Source organism: uncultured Winogradskyella sp. (assembly GCF_947495255.1).
GTDB lineage: Bacteria > Bacteroidota > Bacteroidia > Flavobacteriales > Flavobacteriaceae > Winogradskyella.
This window is the reverse complement of sequence record NZ_CANLYI010000002.1, coordinates 258,403-278,895: the sequence shown is the minus strand read 5'-3', so window position 1 is coordinate 278,895 and position 20,493 is coordinate 258,403. Positions and strand designations below refer to the sequence as shown.

At 31.3% G+C, this 20,493-nt stretch carries 17 protein-coding genes; 5 read left to right on the top strand and 12 right to left on the bottom strand.

Translation table 11 applies throughout. The annotated features are described in order from the left end of the window. Nucleotides 1-2,337 (top strand): polysaccharide biosynthesis tyrosine autokinase, encoded by a 2,337-nt coding sequence (locus Q0807_RS03985; RefSeq protein WP_299106648.1) that lies wholly within the window; start codon nucleotides 1-3, stop codon nucleotides 2,335-2,337. 84 nt (nucleotides 2,338-2,421) lie between these two features. After that, nucleotides 2,422-2,841, top strand: a complete 420-nt coding sequence (locus Q0807_RS03980; RefSeq protein ID WP_299106646.1) for a CBS domain-containing protein — start codon at nucleotides 2,422-2,424, stop codon at nucleotides 2,839-2,841. 22 nt (nucleotides 2,842-2,863) lie between these two features. Here Q0807_RS03980 and rpe read toward each other — a convergent pair whose 3' ends face one another. From rpe to Q0807_RS03960, 4 genes are all read right to left on the bottom strand, one after another. After that, nucleotides 2,864-3,526: a ribulose-phosphate 3-epimerase gene (gene rpe / locus Q0807_RS03975; protein ID WP_299106644.1), complete on the bottom strand. Its 663-nt coding sequence runs from the start codon at nucleotides 3,524-3,526 to the stop codon at nucleotides 2,864-2,866. A gap of 242 nt (nucleotides 3,527-3,768) precedes the next feature. Further along, on the bottom strand, nucleotides 3,769-4,632 hold the full coding sequence (locus tag Q0807_RS03970; protein WP_299106642.1) for a sigma-70 family RNA polymerase sigma factor: 864 nt from the start codon (nucleotides 4,630-4,632) through the stop codon (nucleotides 3,769-3,771). A gap of 205 nt (nucleotides 4,633-4,837) precedes the next feature. Next, complete coding sequence (locus tag Q0807_RS03965; RefSeq protein ID WP_299106640.1) at nucleotides 4,838-6,274, bottom strand: glycosyltransferase family 2 protein; 1,437 nt, start codon at nucleotides 6,272-6,274, stop codon at nucleotides 4,838-4,840. A 92-nt stretch (nucleotides 6,275-6,366) separates the two neighbouring features. Beyond that, nucleotides 6,367-7,365: a hypothetical protein gene (locus Q0807_RS03960; protein WP_299106638.1), complete on the bottom strand. Its 999-nt coding sequence runs from the start codon at nucleotides 7,363-7,365 to the stop codon at nucleotides 6,367-6,369. Between the two features lie 167 nt (nucleotides 7,366-7,532). Here Q0807_RS03960 and Q0807_RS03955 point away from each other — a divergent pair, with 167 nt between their 5' ends. After that, nucleotides 7,533-8,225: a hypothetical protein gene (locus tag Q0807_RS03955; RefSeq protein ID WP_299106636.1), complete on the top strand. Its 693-nt coding sequence runs from the start codon at nucleotides 7,533-7,535 to the stop codon at nucleotides 8,223-8,225. A gap of 57 nt (nucleotides 8,226-8,282) precedes the next feature. Here the strand turns inward: Q0807_RS03955 and Q0807_RS03950 are convergent, their stop codons facing one another. Both Q0807_RS03950 and rpsO read right to left on the bottom strand, forming a co-directional pair. After that, on the bottom strand, nucleotides 8,283-10,535 hold the full coding sequence (locus tag Q0807_RS03950) for a polyribonucleotide nucleotidyltransferase (RefSeq protein WP_299106635.1): 2,253 nt from the start codon (nucleotides 10,533-10,535) through the stop codon (nucleotides 8,283-8,285). Nucleotides 10,536-10,741: 206 nt separating this feature from the next. Further along, nucleotides 10,742-11,011: a 30S ribosomal protein S15 gene (rpsO, locus tag Q0807_RS03945; protein WP_299106984.1), complete on the bottom strand. Its 270-nt coding sequence runs from the start codon at nucleotides 11,009-11,011 to the stop codon at nucleotides 10,742-10,744. Between the two features lie 193 nt (nucleotides 11,012-11,204). Between rpsO and Q0807_RS03940 the strand changes: the two genes are divergently transcribed. Next, a complete protein-coding gene (locus tag Q0807_RS03940) occupies nucleotides 11,205-12,314 on the top strand; it encodes a PAS domain S-box protein (protein ID WP_299106633.1) in 1,110 nt (369 codons plus the stop codon). A 68-nt stretch (nucleotides 12,315-12,382) separates the two neighbouring features. On the opposite strand, the gene Q0807_RS03935 is transcribed toward Q0807_RS03940, so the two are convergent. From Q0807_RS03935 to Q0807_RS03920, 4 genes are all read right to left on the bottom strand, one after another. Further along, nucleotides 12,383-12,919 carry a hypothetical protein gene (locus Q0807_RS03935; protein ID WP_299106631.1) on the bottom strand — a complete coding sequence of 179 codons (537 nt, stop codon included), beginning with the start codon at nucleotides 12,917-12,919 and terminating at the stop codon, nucleotides 12,383-12,385. Nucleotides 12,920-13,070: 151 nt separating this feature from the next. Then, on the bottom strand, nucleotides 13,071-13,928 hold the full coding sequence (gene accD, locus Q0807_RS03930) for an acetyl-CoA carboxylase, carboxyltransferase subunit beta (RefSeq protein ID WP_299106629.1): 858 nt from the start codon (nucleotides 13,926-13,928) through the stop codon (nucleotides 13,071-13,073). A 252-nt stretch (nucleotides 13,929-14,180) separates the two neighbouring features. After that, nucleotides 14,181-15,248 carry a class II fructose-bisphosphate aldolase gene (gene fbaA, locus Q0807_RS03925; RefSeq protein ID WP_299106627.1) on the bottom strand — a complete coding sequence of 356 codons (1,068 nt, stop codon included), beginning with the start codon at nucleotides 15,246-15,248 and terminating at the stop codon, nucleotides 14,181-14,183. A gap of 193 nt (nucleotides 15,249-15,441) precedes the next feature. Beyond that, nucleotides 15,442-18,027 carry a BamA/TamA family outer membrane protein gene (locus Q0807_RS03920; protein WP_299106625.1) on the bottom strand — a complete coding sequence of 862 codons (2,586 nt, stop codon included), beginning with the start codon at nucleotides 18,025-18,027 and terminating at the stop codon, nucleotides 15,442-15,444. A 168-nt stretch (nucleotides 18,028-18,195) separates the two neighbouring features. On the opposite strand from Q0807_RS03920, the gene Q0807_RS03915 reads away from it, so the two are divergent. Then, nucleotides 18,196-18,930, top strand: a complete 735-nt coding sequence (locus Q0807_RS03915) for an RNA methyltransferase (protein WP_299106623.1) — start codon at nucleotides 18,196-18,198, stop codon at nucleotides 18,928-18,930. On the opposite strand, the gene Q0807_RS03910 is transcribed toward Q0807_RS03915, so the two are convergent. Together Q0807_RS03910 and ubiE are read right to left on the bottom strand one after the other, a co-directional pair. Continuing rightward, entirely contained in the window at nucleotides 18,917-19,633 is a 717-nt protein-coding gene (locus Q0807_RS03910; RefSeq protein WP_299106621.1) for a porin family protein, read from the bottom strand. The genes Q0807_RS03915 and Q0807_RS03910 overlap by 14 nt on opposite strands. Nucleotide 19,634: 1 nt before the next feature. Further along, nucleotides 19,635-20,366: a bifunctional demethylmenaquinone methyltransferase/2-methoxy-6-polyprenyl-1,4-benzoquinol methylase UbiE gene (gene ubiE / locus Q0807_RS03905; protein ID WP_299106619.1), complete on the bottom strand. Its 732-nt coding sequence runs from the start codon at nucleotides 20,364-20,366 to the stop codon at nucleotides 19,635-19,637. Nucleotides 20,367-20,493 lie beyond the last annotated feature (127 nt).

Genomic DNA, 20,493 nt, shown 5'->3' with positions numbered 1-20,493 from the left:
ATGAGTCAACTTCAAGAAAGTAATTATCAGAATGGTCATGATCAAGGTGAGACTATTAAACGAGAAATCCGAAAATACTTACATTATTGGTACTGGTTCGTTTTAGGAATCGTATTAGCATTTGTGGCCGCAGTAATATACTTGAGATATACCCCTAAAGTATATAAATCTAGTGCAAAAATTAAAATACTAAATAAAACAAAAGGTTTAGAGTTACCATCTTCTGCGTTTGTATTTAATAGGTCTAATATTAATCTTGAAAACGAAATTGAAATACTAAAATCCTATAGAATAATAGAGAATGTAGTGGATCGGCTTAATTTAACAATGCGTTATTATGAAGAAGGGAATGTGTTAACTACTGAGATAAGCCAATTGCCTTTTAATATTTTAAAAACGGTTGGGAATGATAGTATATTTACAAGCTCTTCTTATAAAATAGTAGTAAAACCGAAAGCATTTGAGGTGACGCCATCAAGTACTGGGCAAACTTTGTTGTTTCAAAATTTCGAAACGACTAAATCAAATCATAACCTACCTTTTGAATTAAGTTTAGATACTCTAAAAGATATTAATAATTTTGTTGGTAAAACTTATATTGTTGGATTGTCTTCAGTACCTGCTGTAACTGCAAGTTTAAAGAATAGGGTCGAAGTTGGAGTTCTTGGAGCAAATAGTGATTTACTTGAATTACATTATACGAGTCAGAGTAAATCTAAAAATGAACGTGTATTAAATACACTTATAGATGTTTTTAATGAGGATGGTATTAATGACCGTCAGGAGATATCGCGGCGTACAATTAATTTTATAGATGAACGCTATGCCTTATTGGCTAATGAATTAGATTCTATAGAGATAGATATTAAAGATTATAAACAAAAGAATAACCTCATAACACTAGAGTCTGACGCAGAATTGGGAATTTCACAGCGTACTTTGTCAGAACGTGAATTATTTGAGGTTGAAAGACAACTGATGATTACAGACCTACTGAAAGAAACAGTAGAGAAACCGGATGTTAAATCAGGATTATTGCCTGCAAATATTGGAATTAGTAACTCAAGTATCGCTGGTTTAGTAGATAATTATAATGCACTTGTTTTTGAACGTGAAAATTTAATGGTAAGTGGAGGTGAAAGTAATCCGAGTGTAATCGCTTTAGATTCTAAATTAAAAGGAGTAGAATCTAATATATTCGTTTCAATTGATTCTTATTCGAAGCAATTGAAAGCATCAAAAGCGCAGATTATGCGTAAGAATAGAAAGTTTTCATCGCAAGTTTATAGTTTACCTGCGAAAGAAAAGGCAATGACGGATATTAATAGACAACGAGAAATTAAACAAAGTTTGTATTTATTTCTTCTGCAAAAGAGAGAAGAAGCAGCTATTAATTTGGCTATTACTGAGCCATCAATTAAGGTTGTTGAATATGCAATTTCTGGAGGTTCTCCAATTTCTCCTAATCCTCGAAGTATATATCTAATGGCTCTTTTATCTGGTTTATTAATTCCATTTGGAATTCTATATGTAATTCAGTTACTAAATACTAAGGTAAAAGGAAGAGAAGATGTACTTGAAAGAAATCCTAAAATACCTATTGTAGGTGAATTACCTAAAGTAAAAAGTGATCAGTTAATTTTTACTAATCCGGAAGATAATTCAGTACAAGCCGAAGCATTTAGAATATTAAGTTCTAATGTAGACTATATATTACCTGTAAAATCAGATAATAAAGGTCGTGTCATTTTTTGTACATCGACAATCAAAGGTGAAGGTAAAACTTATGTAAGTATCAATTTATCATTGTCCCTATCAAGTATAAATAGAAAGGTTCTATTAATTGGTGCAGATTTACGAAACCCACAAATTCACACGCACATTTCAGAAGAAAAACATAAGCCAGGATTATCTAATTATTTGCATGATGCAAACTACGATTGGAGAGACGCCTTAATTAAAGGTTTTGAAAAGCATCCTAACCATGATATTATTTTATCAGGTAGTATTCCTCCAAATCCGGCTCATTTATTGACCAATGGACGTTTTGAGAAATTATTAGAAGAAGCAAGGGAAGAGTACGATTACATAGTAGTTGATACCGCACCAACAATTTTAGTAACAGATACCATGCTAATCTCTAAATTAGCAGATGCTACTATTTATCTTGTACGAGCTAACTATACAGAGAAAAACTTATTAAATTATTCTAAAGATTTATATGAGTCTGGTAAACTAAAGAATATTGCTTACGTTCTAAATAGTGTAGATACCAATAAGTCTTATGGTTATGGTTATAATTATGGTTATAATTATGGCTATGGAAATAAAGAGTAATTCACTTATAATTAGGTGATAATTATCATAATTTTTTAAGCTTTTATAATCTATTTTTAATAATGAATTATAAAACCTAAGATTATGAAAAATAGCGAACCAATTTCTACAATAATGTCTAGAGATATCATTGCTCTTACTAGAGAGGATGATTTAGAAAGTGCAGAATTATTATTTAAACGAAATAATATTAGACATATTCCTGTTGTTAAGGAAGAGGTTGTAATAGGAATGTTGAGTTACACCGATTTGTTAAGGATTAGCTTTGCAGATGCTGTAGATGAAACAGAAACCGAAGTAGATACATTAGTTTATAATATGTTTACTATAGATCAGGTAATGGCTAAGAACGTAGTTACTGTTTCTTCTGATAATACCATTAAGGAAGTTGCGGAGATTTTATCAAAAAAAGAATTTCACGCACTACCAGTTGTAGATAATGGCTTATTAGTCGGTATTGTGACCACAACGGATTTAATTAACTACTTGATAAAGCAACTCTAAAAATATTAACGTAAAAATGATGCTATGAATTAGCTAAATCTTTTAAGTTTTTAATAGTTGCTGTTGGATTGTCACTTTTAAAAACATGACTACCTGCAACAAAAGTGTCTGCGCCAGCTTCTATTAATTGCTTTATGTTTTTGTCTGTAACACCACCATCAACTTCTATTCGAGTATCAAGACCTTGCTCATTAATCATTTTGCGAAGATTCTTAATGCGTTTGTATGTGATGTCTTCAAATTTTTGACCACCAAAGCCAGGATTTATAGACATTAATAAAATCATATAACACTCAGGTAGTATATCTTCTAAAACGTTTAGAGGTGTAGTTATATTAAGAACAATGCCTGCTTTACAACCAGCATCTTTAATTTGTCTAAGTGTACGATGTAAGTGAACAGTAGATTCATAATGAACCGTTATAATATCTGCACCAACTTTTGCGAATTCTTCTATATAGCGTTCAGGCTTTTCAATCATTAAATGTACATCTAATGGTTTTGTAGCGTGTTTTTTAATTGCAGCAATTACTGGCATACCATAGGATATATTTGGTACAAAGTGTCCATCCATTACGTCAATATGAAACCAATCAGCATCACTATTGTTAACCATTTCTGTATCACGTTGAAGGTTGCCGAAATCGGCAGCTAGCATAGAAGGAGCAATTAATTTTGTAGCCATTTTATGATAATCTATTTAGATTTAGACAAAGGTAAATAAATTGAGTAGAAAAAGAAGTGGTTAGTAGTTAAAGTCTTTGCTTGGATATGTAATCTAATATGGATTAGTTTTAACATTAGAATAGATTATAAAAAGTGAACCCACGGTAATCAGCCGTGGGTTCTTTCATCAATCAAAAAACGAACAGTTATGTTTGTAACTGTTGTTGTCTTCCTTAAGTTAGTCGATAATTATATAAAAAACTAACCTAAATATGTCTTTAATATTTTACTTCTAGACGTATGTTTTAATCGTCTAATAGCTTTTTCTTTAATTTGTCTTACACGTTCCCGCGTTAAATCAAATGTCTCTCCAATTTCTTCAAGTGTCATTGGGTGTTCATTACCTAAACCAAAGTATAAACGCACAACATCTGCTTCACGAGGTGTTAAGGTTTCTAAAGCACGTTCAATCTCAGTTCTTAAAGATTCGTGTAATAAATCTCTATCTGGATTTGGTGATTCTCCACTTCTTAATACATCATATAAATTAGAATCTTCTCCTTCTACTAAAGGCGCATCCATACTTACGTGACGACCAGAATTTTTCAATGACTCCTTAACATCGTTAATAGTCATGTCTAACTCCTTTGCGATTTCTTCCGGAGAAGGTGGTCGCTCATGACTTTGCTCTAAAAAAGCAAATGTCTTATTTATTTTATTAATAGAACCAATTTTATTCAAAGGTAAGCGAACTATACGAGATTGCTCTGCTAATGCTTGTAAAATTGATTGTCTAATCCACCAAACAGCATAAGAAATAAATTTAAAACCACGCGTTTCATCAAATCGTTGAGCCGCTTTTATTAAACCTAAATTTCCTTCATTAATTAAATCTGGTAAAGTTAATCCTTGGTTTTGATATTGTTTAGCTACAGACACAACAAAACGTAAGTTGGCTTTTGTTAACTTCTCTAAAGCAAGATGATCACCAGCTTTAATACGTTGAGCTAATTCTACCTCTTCGTCTGCTGTTATAAGATCTACCTTACCAATTTCTTGCAAATATTTATCTAACGATGCAGTTTCCCTATTGGTTACCTGCTTGGTAATTTTAAGCTGTCTCATTTAATTTAAGATTTGTGCAATGATTCGCAACACAATGTTACTCTTAATTATACGTAAAAATGCATAAAAATGTTACAAAACCGTTGAAAAAAAATGTTTTTTTAGTGGTTTAGCGCTTTAAATTTAATTTAGTGAACAATTCTGTTTGTGAATTTCTTTAGATTTTTGTTTAAATTAATTTTTTTTGTGCTCTCTTATCAAAATCTTATTTTGTCACAGTCAATTCTCGCGTAAGCCACCCTCTTCTGCTTGCTGTTGCAATAGCATAAGGTGTAATCCAGAACAATGCAAAAGTGTACATAATACTATAAGAATAAGCCCATATACCTTGTGTGGTTTTATATTGACTAGTAAAAAATAGTACCGAAAATGTCGAAACAATTAAGATACTAACTAAAGTAGAACCTAAAAATAACAAAGGATGAACCATTACAAAAAACAACATTGAAATTAGTAATGGGTAACTCATTACTATTTTTAAAAACTGACTTATAAATAAAATACGTGTTCCAGATTTACCTTGACTTCTAAAATTAGTAAAAACGTATTTAGCCATTTCAAGATTCTCACGTACATTACTTCTTCCCCAACGAATAAACATTTTATATAACCCTAAATATTCCTCAGGAACATTAGTGTAGGCTACTGCATTTTTTTGAAATAAAACATGCTTCCCTTGCTTTAAAATCATGTTAGTCATTGCTCTATCTTCACCAATATCTGAGGCCTTACCCATAAAAGTTTGATTAATCCATTGTGGTAGACATTGGTGTACAGCAGTACTTCTATAAGCTGCTAAAGCACCAGGTGTACATAATACAGAATTTAAGTTGCTTTCTGCAGAACGAACAAACTCAAAGCTCATTACAAAACTTACATCTAGCATTTTTGGTAACATTTCTTTTTTATTATTTAAAACTCTAATATTACCAGCTACAGCGCCACACTTTTCGTCTTTTATAAAAGGACTTACTAAATTTCTGAGCGTATCTTCAGTTACAATAGAGTCACTATCTACAGTAACGTAGATATCGCCTGTACCTAAATTAAAACCACGATAAAGTGCGTGACGTTTTCCTTGGTTTTCTGGTTGTTGATAAATTTCTAATCGATCCCCTAGTTTGTCTTTAGCATCTAACATCCAAGCCCAAGTATCATCCTTACTACCATCATCAATAGATATGATTTGAATCTTATGTTGTGGATAATTGCTATTGTCTAAACTCATCAGTGTATCCCAAACTTGCTTACCTTCATTGTAAGCAGGTACAATTACAGTAACTGTAGGTAATTCTTTATTCGAAACTGTTTCAATAGGCTTGTATTTAATATAATTATAAGCTTTAAATACCAAAAAGGCAGCTTTAAATATAAATAAACCTATTGCTATCACAATAAATGTGTAGCCTAAAGTTGAACTTGCTCTGTTAGCACTAAATTGTTCGAAATCATTATGAAAAACAGACAAGAAATAAATGCCTATTATGAGAAGTAAAAAGGAACTAAATAAAACAATCTTATTATAAGGGCTTTCTATTTTAGATTTACTATTTAAGAATAAACTGAAATCGTTTGATAGTTTTTTTGTTTTACTTTTTGTTGATTTAAATATTGTCTTTGAGGTGTATTTTTTTACGGACATAAATCTTAATTATTAGATTGATTAATTAAAATAGATATACGTTTACTATTAAACTTTAGATTGTTTTTGAGATATATTTAACATTAAAGAACTTATTCAAATTCATAAGAGTTACCAACATTAATTAACTCTTTTAACCTATTAATTTTATGCATCATTTTATTAAAGAATAAAACTCTGTCCTTTTCACCAGAATGGACTAATAATTTTGAGTTAGACATCTGTCGAGAGAAAAAATCGTCCATAATATTACAGGTCTCTTGATGTTCAATTTTTAAATATTCTAAAACAGTATAAGGTACAAAAAAGGCTTTTTTATGAGTTGTCTTAACCATAATGATATTACTCATAGTAAGCAAATCACTTTTGTATAGATTGTAAGATGCGTTGTTTTTTGAATTAATAATACTCTGTTGAATAGTTTGCTTCTCGACATGATTAACAATGTCTTCTAAATCATCGCAAATTTTTAAAGCCATTTCTTTAGACAATAATTGAGACTCAAAGAAATATATAATTTGTTGAAGTGTTCCGTTTATGGTATTATCATTCCAAAACTCTGTAATGTTTATGTAGTTATAGGTTTGTCCTAATTCAAATGCTTTTTCTAATAAGGAATTAGGTATAGTTTTTATAAACTCATCAAAAGAAATTTTGTTTTTGGTCATTTCCTTATTAGTGAGTTTTAACCATACATATATTTTGTATCTCGTAAGGTATGAATCTTTTAATGTGTAAAATAGTGGAATGTCCTTAGCAGAATACAGAATGGAAGCACTCTTTAGTTTAGTTAAAGGCATTAAATTTTCAATAGATTTTGAAAAATAATCCTCTAAATGTATTTCATTAGTAATAACTGGAGATATCTCAGCAATAATGGTATTTTGACTTCCTACTTCAAAGAGTTTATTTAGTGAAATTTTATAGTGCTTAGCAAGCTTAATGCTTTCTTCTAAGGTTAAATTAGTTTTAAGATTAATTCTTCTGTAAGCGGCATCATATCCAATATTTAAAACAGTGGCTATCTCATCGACAAACGATGTAGTTTTTGAACTTTTCTCTTTTAAATATTGAATGAATTGTTTTTGCATTTATCACTTTATTTAATTGTAATTTATCTATTATTTGTGAATATTGCAATTTATTTTAGTGGAATTCGATTTTTTTAATGAATAACACTTGATTTTTACAAGTAGATTTGAATCTATGAACAAGACTATTTTAATATTTATTAAGTAAAAACTAAATTCATTCAATTATGAAAAAAATAATAATATTACTCACGTTATTTTATGGAATGTTATCGCAAGCACAGGATACTCTAGCAACTATAAATATAGAAAAAAAATTAATATTTGGGACTAACTTATCTGCAGGCACAATGTTTAAACCTAAAGATGATTTTGGAATAAGCTTAGGGCTAGAATTTAAAAATAATGCGCTTCTCGGATTTGGTGTGTTTTTAAATTCAGTCACATATAATGCTCCAAATCTAAATCGAAATCCGTCATTAGATGAAATTGAAAACTACGATCCGCAGACAGATCCACCTTTTGTACGTTCATACATTGATGGTAGCACTAAAGACCATTTAAGCGTATTTACGTTTCATGTTTCTAAAGGGTTTAGTTTGAGTAGACAGTTAATTACTGATTTTCAGATTGGGCCATCAATTAATGTTTTTAATATAAGTAAATATAAGTATAAATATGACCCAGGTTTTGCTTCTTTTAGTGGAAGTGTACCTTATAGTTTTTGGGGAAAAGCATCCGAATCAAAACTAATAATTATAGGATTAAATGTAAAAGCAAGTTTACTTTATTCAATGAATACTAATACTGTTTTAAGTGTTTCGCCATTTATGAATTTTAATAAAGAATTGCGAGTTTATGGGCTACATCTTGGATTTGTATTCGGAAAAAAATATAAAAGAAATCTTTTTAATAAATAAAACAAAAAGCCCAACATCACTGTTGGGCTTTCAAATTTATTAAGATTTAAAAAGAAATTAATCTTCCTTCTTATCTTCTCTAGGCTTACGATCATCACGTCTGTTATCACGTCCGCGATTATCTCTTCCTCTGTTATCACGTCCACCAGAACGTTTATCATCTCTTGGTGGTCTTGCTACATAACCTTCTGGTTTAGGTAACAATGCTTTACGAGATACTTTCTCTTTACGCGTTCTTGGGTCTTGTCCAAAATATTTTACATCAAAAACGTCTCCCATGTTTACAACATCGGTTACGTTTTCTGTACGTTCCCAAGCTAACTCAGATACGTGCAATAAAACTTCGTTTCCTGGTGCATCCATATACTCAACTACAGCTCCAAAATCTAACATTTTGATAACTTTTACTTCGTATACACTACCAACAGTTGGCTTAAATAAAATAGAATCTATTTTTGCCATAACAGCATCAATACCCTTTTTCCCTACACCTAAGATTTCAACAATACCTTCTTCAGTCACTGGATCTTCGTTTATAACGATAGTCGTCTCAGTTTCTTTTTGCATTTCTTGTATCACTTTTCCACCAGGTCCAATTAAGGCTCCAATAAATTCGTTAGGTACACGTCTTGTTACCATTGTAGGCGCGTGTTCTTTAACTTCTTTATTTGGTGTAGCGATAGTATCTGTTAGTTTTCCTAAGATATGTAAACGACCAGCACGAGCTTGTTGTAAAGCATTTACAAGAATTTCGTAAGACAGACCTTTTACTTTAATATCCATTTGACAAGCTGTGATACCATCTGCAGTACCAGTAACTTTAAAATCCATATCTCCTAAATGATCTTCATCACCTAAGATATCAGATAATACAGCATATTTTCCAGAATCTGCATCAGAAATTAATCCCATTGCAATACCCGAAACTGGTTTTGTCATTTGTACTCCAGCATCCATAAGTGCCATTGTACCTGCACAAACAGTTGCCATAGAAGAAGAACCGTTAGATTCTAAAACTTCAGATACAACTCTTACTGTATAAGGGCTTTCATCTGGTACCATTCCTTTTAATGCACGTTGTGCCAAGTTACCATGTCCAACTTCTCTACGAGATGTTCCACGGATAGGTCTTGCTTCACCTGTACAAAAAGGAGGGAAGTTATAGTGTAAATAGAAACGCTCTTCACCTTCTTGAGATGGCATATCTATTTGGTTTGCATCTCTAGAAGTACCTAAAGTTACTGTAGCTAATGCTTGAGTTTCTCCACGTGTAAAAATTGCAGAACCATGTGTAGATGGTAAGTAATCTACTTCACACCAAATTGGTCTAATCTCATCTGTTTTTCTACCATCTAAACGTAAACCTTCATCTAAGGTTAAGTCTCTAATTGCAGCTTTTTCAGCTTTACGGTAATAGTCAGAAACTAAACCACCATAATCAGCTAATTCTTCTTCAGAAAAAGTAGCTTTAATATCTTCTTTTATTTGTTGAAAAGCAGCACTTCTTTCATGTTTAGATGATCCAGCTTTTGCTATAGCATATACTTTATCGTATGCCATGTCATGCACTTTCTTCTCTAAATCTTTATCTTCTCTTTCTGGTTCGTATTCACGCGTAGCTTTCTTTCCAAATGCTTCTGCTAATTTTACTTGAGCAGCACATTGTACTTTAATAGCTTCGTGCGCAAATTTAATTGCATCTGCCATTTCTTCTTCAGAAATCTCATCCATTTCACCTTCAACCATCATTACAGAATCAGCAGAAGCACCAATCATCATATCGATGTCAGACTCTTCTAATTGAGCAAATGTTGGGTTGATAATGAATTCGCCATTGATACGTCCAACTCTAGCTTCAGAGATAGCACATTCAAAAGGGAAATCTGATAATTGAATAGCTGCAGAAGCGGCTAATCCTGCCATTGCATCTGGCATAACTTCTGGGTCATGAGACATTAATTGAATCATCACCTGAGTTTCAGAATGGTAATCCTTTGGGAATAATGGACGTAAAACTCTGTCTACTAAACGCATTGTTAATACTTCACCATCACTTGGTCTTGCTTCTCTTTTAAAGAAACCTCCAGGATAACGACCTGCAGCAGCAAACTTTTCTCTGTAGTCTACTGTTAATGGTAAAAAGTTAACATCTTTTTGTTCGTAATTGGAAACAACTGTACATAACAACATACATTTTCCTGATTGCACCACAACGCTACCATGAGCTTGTTTTGCTAATTTTCCGGTTTCGATAGAAATTTCTCTACCGTCACCAAGGTCAATGACCTCTCTAAATACCTTTGGAATCATAATTTTTTTAATTCTACATTCTAACGCATTATCGCTCGCTAGAATAATTGTTAAACAATGGTCGTTGTGTTGTTGTAGTTGTCGTTGTTGTTTGGACCAATGAAAAACTATAAAAAGCTTCTTCAATTTTAGGTTTTATACTCGTCTAAAACCGAGTTGTCTTATATCAAAAAACCACGCTGTTAGGCGTGGTCTTTATATTGAGATTATTTTCTTAATCCTAATTCTTTCACTATTGCACGATATCTTAAGACATCTTTCTTAGTTAAGTAATCTAGTAAGCTTCTTCTTTTACCTACTAACTTTACTAATGAACGTTCTGTGTTAAAATCTTTACGATTTTGTTTTAAGTGTTCTGTTAAGTGATTAATTCTTTGCGTGAATAACGCAATTTGTCCTTCTGCAGAACCGGTATCGTTCTTATCTTTACCGTGCTTTGCAAACATTTCTTGTTTTGCTTCTTTTGATAAATACATGCTAATATTATTGTAAATGATTTTTATGTACACGAAAGCCTTTCTTTCGAGCGGCAAATATACTATTTTTTTGTGATTTGGGTTTTTTTTCGTAACTTTTTGATGTTAAATACGCTATAAATAATGATTACACCTAGTTAACCCTTGCTAACTAATAACTTTCAATAAGATTAATCCATTTTAAACTTAACATATGAAAGTCTCAAATCACCTGCGAAATTTTTCTAATGCCTACGACGTATTAGATCGCACATTTAATAATACCTACAATGGTATTGCCATCGTAAACTTAGACGGAAATTGGTTAAAAGTTAACGAAAGTGTCTGTGATATATTTGGTTATACCAGATGGGAACTCTTCAACATGGATACTCATAATATAGTTTATGCTCAAGATCTTGGTGTCCATGAAAAGAAATACGAACAACTCATTGATGGAACTATTGATAAATACCGTGTAAAACAGCGCTATTTCCATAAAGATGGTTCTATTCTTTGGATTTTAATATATGTGTCCCTAGTCTATTTTAAAGAAGGACGAGCGCATATGATATGGCAGTTTACTGATATTACAAATAGACAAAGAAACCAAGACAAGTTAAAGTTGATGTTGAGTGTTGCAGAGGAGCAAAATGAACGCTTAAAATCATTTGCGAATATTGTTACGCATAACCTTAGGTCACATTCTGGTAATTTATCTTTACTTACCGAATTTTTAGAAGAAGATGTTTCGAGCTTAAAATCTAATGAGAATTTTCAATTATTGAATAACGCTATTTCTAATTTACAAGAAACTGTGGATCACTTAACACAAGTTGCTAAAATTAGAGAGATTGAAGATTCTAAAATGGAACATCTCAATTTATATGACTTTGCAGAAAAGGCAACCTATAATATTATTGCTTTAGCTCAAAACGCAGAAGCAGTAATTTATAATGAAATTGAGGAAGATCTTTGCGTTAAAGGAAAGGCTGCATATTTAGATAGTATAATATTGAACTTTCTTACCAATGCAATTAAGTACAGAGCAGAGGGTAGAAATCCTATTATTGAGTTGAGCTCGTATGTAGAAGCAGACTTTGTTGTACTTAAAATAAAAGATAATGGTCTCGGAATTGATTTGAAAAAATTTGGAGATACTGTTTTTCAAATGTATAAAACCTTCCATCACAACGAAGATGCTATTGGTATAGGGCTTTTTATTACAAAAAACCATATTGAATCTTTAGGTGGAAGAGTAGAAATAGTGAGTGAAGTGGGGGTTGGGACTGAGTTTTCTGTTTACCTAAAAAAAGCCAGCTAATAAGTTATTAAAAGAGCCTTTCAAAATAGGTTTGAAAGGCTCCTTTGTTTTATCAATAAAGTTGTACTCTATAAAACATCAATTGTAGCTGTAATGTCTGCATTTACTAACACATCGAATACTACAGGTGTTTCACTTACTGTACCTGATACAGTAACACTAATCATCGAATTATTCTCTAATTCATCTGCGATAGCATTAAATACACTAGTGTCATTAATGGTGTAAATTGTATTATCTATATCAGATTGCTGAAGATTAATATTAGCAATTGAAACGGTAGAAGTACCAAAGGTTATAACGCCATCGCTTAAAGTAGCGTCTTCGGCACCAGAAAAATTAGTGATTTCATAAGTTAATTCATTTAAAGAAATATCTTGAATTAAATCTAAATTATCTTGAATCACTTGGTTAACAGTAATATCTAATGTTGACGTTTGAGTAAAACTCTGTGGTTCACCTTCAGAATCTTCAGTAATAGAAACATTAAACGTTGTTGAGAAATCTTCGGTAACATCAAATTCGGTTAATTCATCTAGGTCATCGCAAGAAAATGCAGTTACCATTAGTAATAATAATACACCAACTTTTGTAGTAATTTTCATTTTTTAGTTTTTTTGTTTCTTAAAAGTGCGGTTAAATACTTATAAAGAGAACATGGTTAGAGCGCAATATATTAATTTTGGAATTAAAACACTAAAAAAGAGACTATTAGGTCTATTTTTTTTTGTTCTTATTATATTTTTAACTATAAATCTACGCTCGTATAGGTTGATTTTTAATTAAGTCTATATATAAATTCACATTTGTTTTTAAATCTTTTCTATGTGTTATAAAATCTAAAAAACCATGTTCTAATAAGAATTCTGAAGTTTGAAAGCCTTCAGGTAATTCTTTACCAGTGGTATCTCTTACAATTCTTGGACCAGCAAAACCAATTAGTGCTCCAGGTTCTGCAATATTAATATCACCTAACATAGCAAAAGAAGCAGTTGTTCCTCCTGTTGTCGGATCTGTACAAAGTGAAATATATGGAATTCCTGCATCTGCCAATTGTGCTAGTTTTACAGAAGTTTTAGCTAATTGCATTAAAGATAATGCGGCTTCCATCATACGTGCACCACCAGATTTACTAATAATCATTAATGGTGTTTTCTTTTTTAAGGCATAATCTGCTGCTCTTGCAATTTTTTCACCAACAACACTTCCCATAGATCCGCCAATAAAGCTAAAATCCATACAGGCAATAACCAAATCTTCACCATTAGATTTACCTACAGCTGTACGCACAGCATCCTTAAGATTCGTTTTTGCTTGGGCTGCTTTTAAACGATCCGGATATTTTTTAGTGTCTTCAAACTTAAGAGGATCCTTAGATGTTAAATTAGCATCTAATTCTGTGTATTTATTATCATCAAATAGAATTTGAAAATACTCATTACTTCCAATTCTTACGTGATAACCATCTTCTGGGCTCACATAAAAATTTTGTTCTAATTCTTTGGTATCAATTATTTTTCCTGTTGGAGATTTATACCAAAGACCTTTAGGAGTGTCTTTTTTTTCTTCAGTTGAGGTATGTATACCTTTATCTTTTCTTTTAAACCAAGCCATATTTAGGTTACGATTTTAATCCTTCGACTATGCTCAGGACAGGTTTATGATTATGACCTATAAAATTCATAATCTTGTTTGTTTAGTTAGTTATAGTTTGCATTTGTAAAGGGTACAAACTTACTATTTTATTAAATATAACTCAAAAATTGCGAAAAGTATCTCGAAAAATGAATTATTATAAGCAAATAAAAACCCACTAAAACTCTGATATACAGCTCTAATGGGTTTTGAAATAATACTTAATAAATCTTATAACGTATTAACGTTATTTAGGTCTTCGAATGCTTTTTTAAGTCTTTCTACAAAAGAGTTTTCACCTTTACGTAACCAAACACGTGGGTCATAGTACTTTTTGTTAGGTAAATCTGCTCCGTCTGGATTTCCGATTTGTGCTTGTAAATAGTCTTTTTTATCTAGTACGTAATCTCTAACACCACTTAAAAATGCATATTGCATATCTGTATCAATGTTCATTTTAATTACACCATAGCTAATTCCTTCTCTGATTTCTTCTACGGTAGAACCAGATCCACCATGGAATACAAAATCGATATGGTTATGTTCTACATTATATTTTTTAGAAATATAATCTTGAGAATTTTTTAAAATTTTTGGAGTTAACTTTACGTTACCTGGCTTATAAACACCGTGTACGTTACCAAAAGCTGCAGCAATTGTAAACTGGTCACTTACTTTACTTAATTCTTCGTAAGCATAAGCAACTTCTTCTGGTTGTGTGTATAATTTAGAATCGTCAACATCTGAGTTGTCTACACCATCTTCTTCACCACCAGTAATACCTAATTCAATCTCTAAAGTCATACCCATTTTGCTCATACGCTCTAGATATTTTTTACAGATTTCTATATTTTCTTCAATTGGCTCTTCAGATAAATCAATCATGTGAGAACTATAAAGCGGTTTCCCTGTTTCTTTAAAGTGTAATTCACTAGCATCTAATAAACCATCAATCCACGGTAATAATTTTTTAGCACAGTGGTCTGTATGTAAAATTACTGGCACACCATAAGCTTCAGCCATTTGGTGAACATGTTTTGCACCTGCAATAGATCCTGCGATAGCTGCTTTTTGACCTTCGTTACTTAATCCTTTACCTGCATTAAATTGAGCACCACCATTTGAAAATTGAATAATTACTGGAGCATTTAAATCTCTTGCAGTTTCTAAAACACCGTTAATTGTGTTAGAACCGATAACGTTTACTGCTGGTAAGGCAAAGCCTTTCTCTTTAGCATAATTGAAAATATTCTGAACTTCTTTACCTGTAGCAACGCCAGGTTTAATATTATGACTCATAATTAATGTATTGAAAATTTAGTAATCAAAAATACATAAAATTTGAGTATTTATCTACTTTGAGAGGTTATAAAATACCGAAAACGATGTAGTACTTAGTCTGTTATAATCTTATAGTTTATACTGAACAATTTTTAAGTTTTAATCGTTTTATAGATATGGAAACAAAAAGAAATCTGTTAAAGAAGGCATCTTAGAAAGGATAATTAATACCTATGTTATACACCGCATTTGTAAAGTTGTAATTTCTAAACCAACGGTTACTTGTAGTTTGAGAAGGGTCGTAGGTTTTAAAGCCTGTATCTAGACGAACAACAAAGAAGTCAAAGTCGTAACGTAGACCAAAACCAGAACCAATGGCAATATCTTTTAAAGAGCTGAAACTTGTAAATGTAGAGGCTTCATCTGTAACGTTATCGAGTACATTCCAAATGTTACCAGCATCAACAAATAATGCTCCATGCCATTGTCCAAAAATATTAAAACGCTGCTCTGCACTCAAATGAAGCTTAAAGTTAGCTTCATTAAACTCATTTGTAGAATTTGAGCTTCCTGGCCCTAAATTATAAGCAGACCAAGCTCTGTTATCATTTGGTCCACCAGCAAAGAAACTTTCTGCAAACGGTATACTATTAGAGTTTCCGTAAGGTATAGCAATACCTGCATAACTCCTAAAGGCTAAAACGTTTTGCCTTCCTAAATCAATATACTTTATATAATCAATTTCGGTTTTAATGTATTGAGAAAATGCAACATCAAAAACCTCATAGTTGCCAGCATCATTTTTTGCTGCGCCTGTAAGATTAGAAATAGCAGATAATAAATTACCAGCCGATTCTATTCGCCATTTAAAAACTGAAAAATCATTGTCAAAAATATTTTTTCGCTTATCTTTTTTATAATCAAAACTGGTTGAAAAAATAAGGTTATCTTCAGTAAGTCGTTCTTTTCGTTCCTCTATATTCTGTACCGTTGAATAATCGTCATCATCTGATGTTAAACTGGTATTGTTTGTTAAAACATCTGATATAAAAACGTCGGCAGGTGAATAAGGGGTTGACAACGTGTCGTCATATAATTCTTCATCTTCTGCGATATAACCTATGTCTTCTGCAATAGAATTTAAGCTATTAAAAGAATTAGTGTAAACCCCAAAATAATTACTAGTATTTAAGTTTTTAATAAAATTGACATTGAATAAGTCTAAGGTATTTGTAACCGTTTTAGATGGATACCAATTATAACTAAATAAACCAGATAAGGATTGTTTATCTAAACCAATATTTTGTTGACTCGTTGCAGAAAGAGACATCGATGTGCTTGGCGACATAAATTTAGGAATAATCTTAGTGGTTTTAAAAGGACTAAATAATCTCGGAATTGTAAGTCTTATATTACCACCAAATTCATTAATATCAAAAAATCTACTTTCTCCTGCAGCTGGATCCTGAGAAGCTCCAATTGCAGCTACACCAGATATTTCTAAAGTTTCTGCACCTCTAAAAACATTTCTAATTTTTAAACCTGTACTAAATGAAAAGCCAATTTTTTGAATGTTACTGGTATTAATTTCTGGTTCAAAACTTAAGCTATATTTCTTTTTAGGTTCTAATCTTATGTTTGCGGTAAGTGTGGTGTCTTCTTCGTTTTCAACAAACTCTATGTCTGGATATCTAAACATTTGTAAATCGTTGAGATAACGCTGTGTTCTCGATCTAGCGATGTCGCTATAAGTATCACCTTTATTAATAAAAATAGCATCCGTTAAAGCTTTGGGTCTGTACTTTAATTTATTCTTACTGTAAAGATTATAGTTTCTATGTGTTGTAGTATCAGTAATTGGTAAAAATCTATTTTCAAAATTACTGTCCGTAAAAATATTAACTTCCTTTATTTTATAGATTTTAAATGGAACGATAGTTACAGAATCTTCACCTCTAATAACTCGATTTGCTATTTTTAAATCAGTATGAACTTTGTGGTTGGTGCTTATTGTATCAATCTCAAACCTAATATAATCTTGTCCAAAATGATAAAAACCAGCATTTCTTAAAAATGTATTGATGCGTTCGCGCTCATTAATAAAATTGTCATCATCGTATTGTTCTCCTTTCTTAAGTAAAGAGTTTGAAATAAATTTGGGATAAAGCGAGTCTATTTTAGGGCTACTTATATATGGATTTATAGAATCTAAAACATAAGGTGTATGTTTTATAACGTTATAAGTTACTTGCGCTAATTTATTACTATCCTTTTCTACTTGGTAATTAACTTCGTTATTAAACCAACCTTTACTATAATAATATTTTCTGAGGTTGTTTGCTGTTTTTTCTGTTTTATCTTCGTTGTAAATTACAGGTGCTTCACCAGTGCGTTTTAGCCATGCATTAAAATTTCGTCGCGATTCTAATTGCTTATTAAATTGTTTCTCAGAAAATAACGCAATTCTTCGTTTTACTTTAAGCGAGTCACTTAAAACATTGGCTTCTAAAATAGAATCGATGTTAGGTCTGGCCAGATTGTAAATATGCAATTTTAGAGGTAGACCAAAGAATTTTCGCATTCCAGAATTAGTTTTCTGAATAACAATATTGTTAATACGCTCTGTCATTACGGTATTACCATCCTCAACAATCGTATTATCTGTAATAAGATGGTCACCATCTTTTACGCGTTTTACAACATTACAAGAACTAAGAAATAGCAAGAATACCGTTACCAACACAAGTTGCGCTAGTAATTTATATTTAGGATTTAATATGGAATGACTTTGGTACAACTTCTAACTTTGTGTGCTTTTTTTAGTAATGATGATTTAATAACAAAAATAATACCATTTCGCTTTTAGAAACAGTATAGTCACTTTAATTTTGAAACGACATAAACTCAAAAAAAAGGTTTACTTTGTAAGCTAGATGTTTCGTCTAACAAATGTAAAGACATTTTAATGTTATCAAAGAATCAAATAAAGTTAATTAAAAGTTTAAGTTTAAAAAAGAACAGGCAGCAAAATGGTTTGTTTATAGTTGAAGGTATTAAAGGAATTTCAGAATTTTTAAAGTCTGATTTTGTTTTGAAAAACCTTTTCACTACAAAACCTATTTTTGAAGCTGATGAAGACCTTATTTACGAAATCACAGAAGCAGAATTAAAAAAGATAACATCACTTAAAAATCCAAATACAGCTTTAGCAATTTTTGAAATTCCGGAGCAAATTGCATCTCAAGAAAATGGATTAACAGTGGTATTAGATGATGTTAGGGATCCTGGGAACTTAGGCACTATAATAAGACTTTGCGATTGGTATGGCATTAAAGATTTGGTTTGCAGTTTTAATACCGTTGATTGTTACAACGCTAAAGTGGTGCAAGCTACAATGGGGTCATTAACTAGAGTTAACATTCAATATTTAGATTTAAACGCCTATTTAGAATCAACAAAGGTCTCCATATTTGGTACTTTATTAGAAGGTGAAAATATCTACACAGCAGATTTACCTCAAAAGGGTATTATAGTTTTAGGAAATGAAGCCAATGGTATTTCTGAAAATATAAAAACTAAAGTAAATAGGAAATTAACTATTCCTCAATTTGGAGTTTTAAAAGCAACCGAAAGTTTAAACGTAGCAAATGCAGCTGCAATAGTGCTAAGCGAGTTTAAACGACGGACTATTGAAAAGTGAAGTTTATAAAAACGCCTCTAGACTGCATTTTTGCAATATTACTTGTCCAAGGACTATTTGGGTCTGCATCTCTAATGTTTTCATCATTAATTGCAAAAATACCGCGTATAGAAGGCGTGAATTTAAAATAGAGTAAATACATATCTATACCAAAACCAATTTCATAAAAATAGGAGTTTTTGGTCATTCTAAATTCTCCAGAACTGTTGTCGTTAGGATTGTCTTGATTACTCGATAAGTTTAAAGCAGTAGAAAACCCACCAACAATAAAAGGTTTAAAATTATTAATTCGTTTTGTGGAAACCTTTAATAATAAAGGAATATGTACGTACGTAGATTTTACTTCTCTTATTAAATCAGAATCGTTATGATCAATACCTTCAAAATAACTTTCGTCATATTGTAAATTTCTAGTGGTAAAGAAAACACCCGGTTCTAACCTTAAATTTAGATAATCATTAATACGCATGTCACCTATAAGACCCAAATGAAAACCACCTGTTGTTTCAACTTGAATATCTTTTAGGTTTTCGTTATAATCAAAATTAAAGTCGTACTGATTATAACCAATAAAATAACCCCAAGTTAAAAATTTTTGATCAATATTATCTACGGTATTTGCTACGCGTTCTTTCGAAAACATTTGTGCAGACAAATTTTGAAAGGCGAATAAAATGGCTATTAAAAATACAATACGCTTCATATTATGCTTTAGATGCTGAGTAAATTGTGGCAACTCCCATTGTTTGTGGTTTGTGCTCCACATTTATAAACCCAATTTTAGATAAAATATTGTTTAAAGCTTTTCCGTAAGGAAAAACAGAAGCAGATTCGCTAAGATATTTATAAGCAACACGGTCTTTAGAAAAGAGCTTTCCTATAGTTGGTAAAATAAGTTTGGAATATGCTTTATAGCCAAATTTGTAAATAGGGTTTGTAGGTACAGAAGTTTCAAGAATAACAAAAATGCCATTTGGTTTAAGGACTCTTAAAATTTCAGCTAAACCTTTTTCTAAATTTTCAAAATTACGTACACCAAAAGAAACTGTTATAGCATCAAAGGTATTGTCTTCAAAAGGTAAATCTTCAGAGTCACCAATAACCATTGAGATAATGTTATCTAGGTTTTTATCTTTAATTTTTTGTCTTCCAACTTCTAGCATGCCATCGCTAATATCTAAACCTACAATTTCTTTAGCATTTGTAAAGGCAAGATTAATAGCTAAATCTCCTGTTCCGGTAGCAATGTCTAAGATGTTTTTAGGGTTATTTTTAGCAACAAGGTCAACAACCTTTTTTCTCCATTTTACATCTATTCCAAAGGAAATTACACGATTTAAACCATCGTATTCTTTAGATATAGTATCGAACATTTTAGTAACCTGAACCTTTTTAGATTGGTCACTGTCCTTATATGGATTTATTTTTTCGGCCATAAAAATTTTTGGCAAATATACGGATTAGTTACAAGTAGCTAAAGTAGTAGGTATTTAAAGTTTAGAATAAAATATTACGATTTCTAAATTAAAAATTGAATAGAATAGCGTTCTCGTCAAATTTAAC

Coding starts and splice junctions, on each gene's coding strand:
- Q0807_RS03910 (WP_299106621.1), bottom strand. CDS start 19,633: ATGAAGCGTATTGTATTTTTAATAGCCATTTTATTCGCCTTTCAAAAT.
- Q0807_RS03980 (WP_299106646.1), top strand. CDS start 2,422: ATGAAAAATAGCGAACCAATTTCTACAATAATGTCTAGAGATATCATT.
- fbaA (WP_299106627.1), bottom strand. CDS start 15,248: ATGAGTCATAATATTAAACCTGGCGTTGCTACAGGTAAAGAAGTTCAG.
- Q0807_RS03915 (WP_299106623.1), top strand. CDS start 18,196: ATGTTATCAAAGAATCAAATAAAGTTAATTAAAAGTTTAAGTTTAAAA.
- Q0807_RS03950 (WP_299106635.1), bottom strand. CDS start 10,535: ATGATTCCAAAGGTATTTAGAGAGGTCATTGACCTTGGTGACGGTAGA.
- accD (WP_299106629.1), bottom strand. CDS start 13,928: ATGGCTTGGTTTAAAAGAAAAGATAAAGGTATACATACCTCAACTGAA.
- Q0807_RS03960 (WP_299106638.1), bottom strand. CDS start 7,365: ATGCAAAAACAATTCATTCAATATTTAAAAGAGAAAAGTTCAAAAACT.
- ubiE (WP_299106619.1), bottom strand. CDS start 20,366: ATGGCCGAAAAAATAAATCCATATAAGGACAGTGACCAATCTAAAAAG.
- Q0807_RS03955 (WP_299106636.1), top strand. CDS start 7,533: ATGAAAAAAATAATAATATTACTCACGTTATTTTATGGAATGTTATCG.
- Q0807_RS03940 (WP_299106633.1), top strand. CDS start 11,205: ATGAAAGTCTCAAATCACCTGCGAAATTTTTCTAATGCCTACGACGTA.
- rpe (WP_299106644.1), bottom strand. CDS start 3,526: ATGGCTACAAAATTAATTGCTCCTTCTATGCTAGCTGCCGATTTCGGC.
- Q0807_RS03965 (WP_299106640.1), bottom strand. CDS start 6,274: ATGTCCGTAAAAAAATACACCTCAAAGACAATATTTAAATCAACAAAA.
- rpsO (WP_299106984.1), bottom strand. CDS start 11,011: ATGTATTTATCAAAAGAAGCAAAACAAGAAATGTTTGCAAAGCACGGT.
- Q0807_RS03985 (WP_299106648.1), top strand. CDS start 1: ATGAGTCAACTTCAAGAAAGTAATTATCAGAATGGTCATGATCAAGGT.
- Q0807_RS03935 (WP_299106631.1), bottom strand. CDS start 12,919: ATGAAAATTACTACAAAAGTTGGTGTATTATTATTACTAATGGTAACT.
- Q0807_RS03970 (WP_299106642.1), bottom strand. CDS start 4,632: ATGAGACAGCTTAAAATTACCAAGCAGGTAACCAATAGGGAAACTGCA.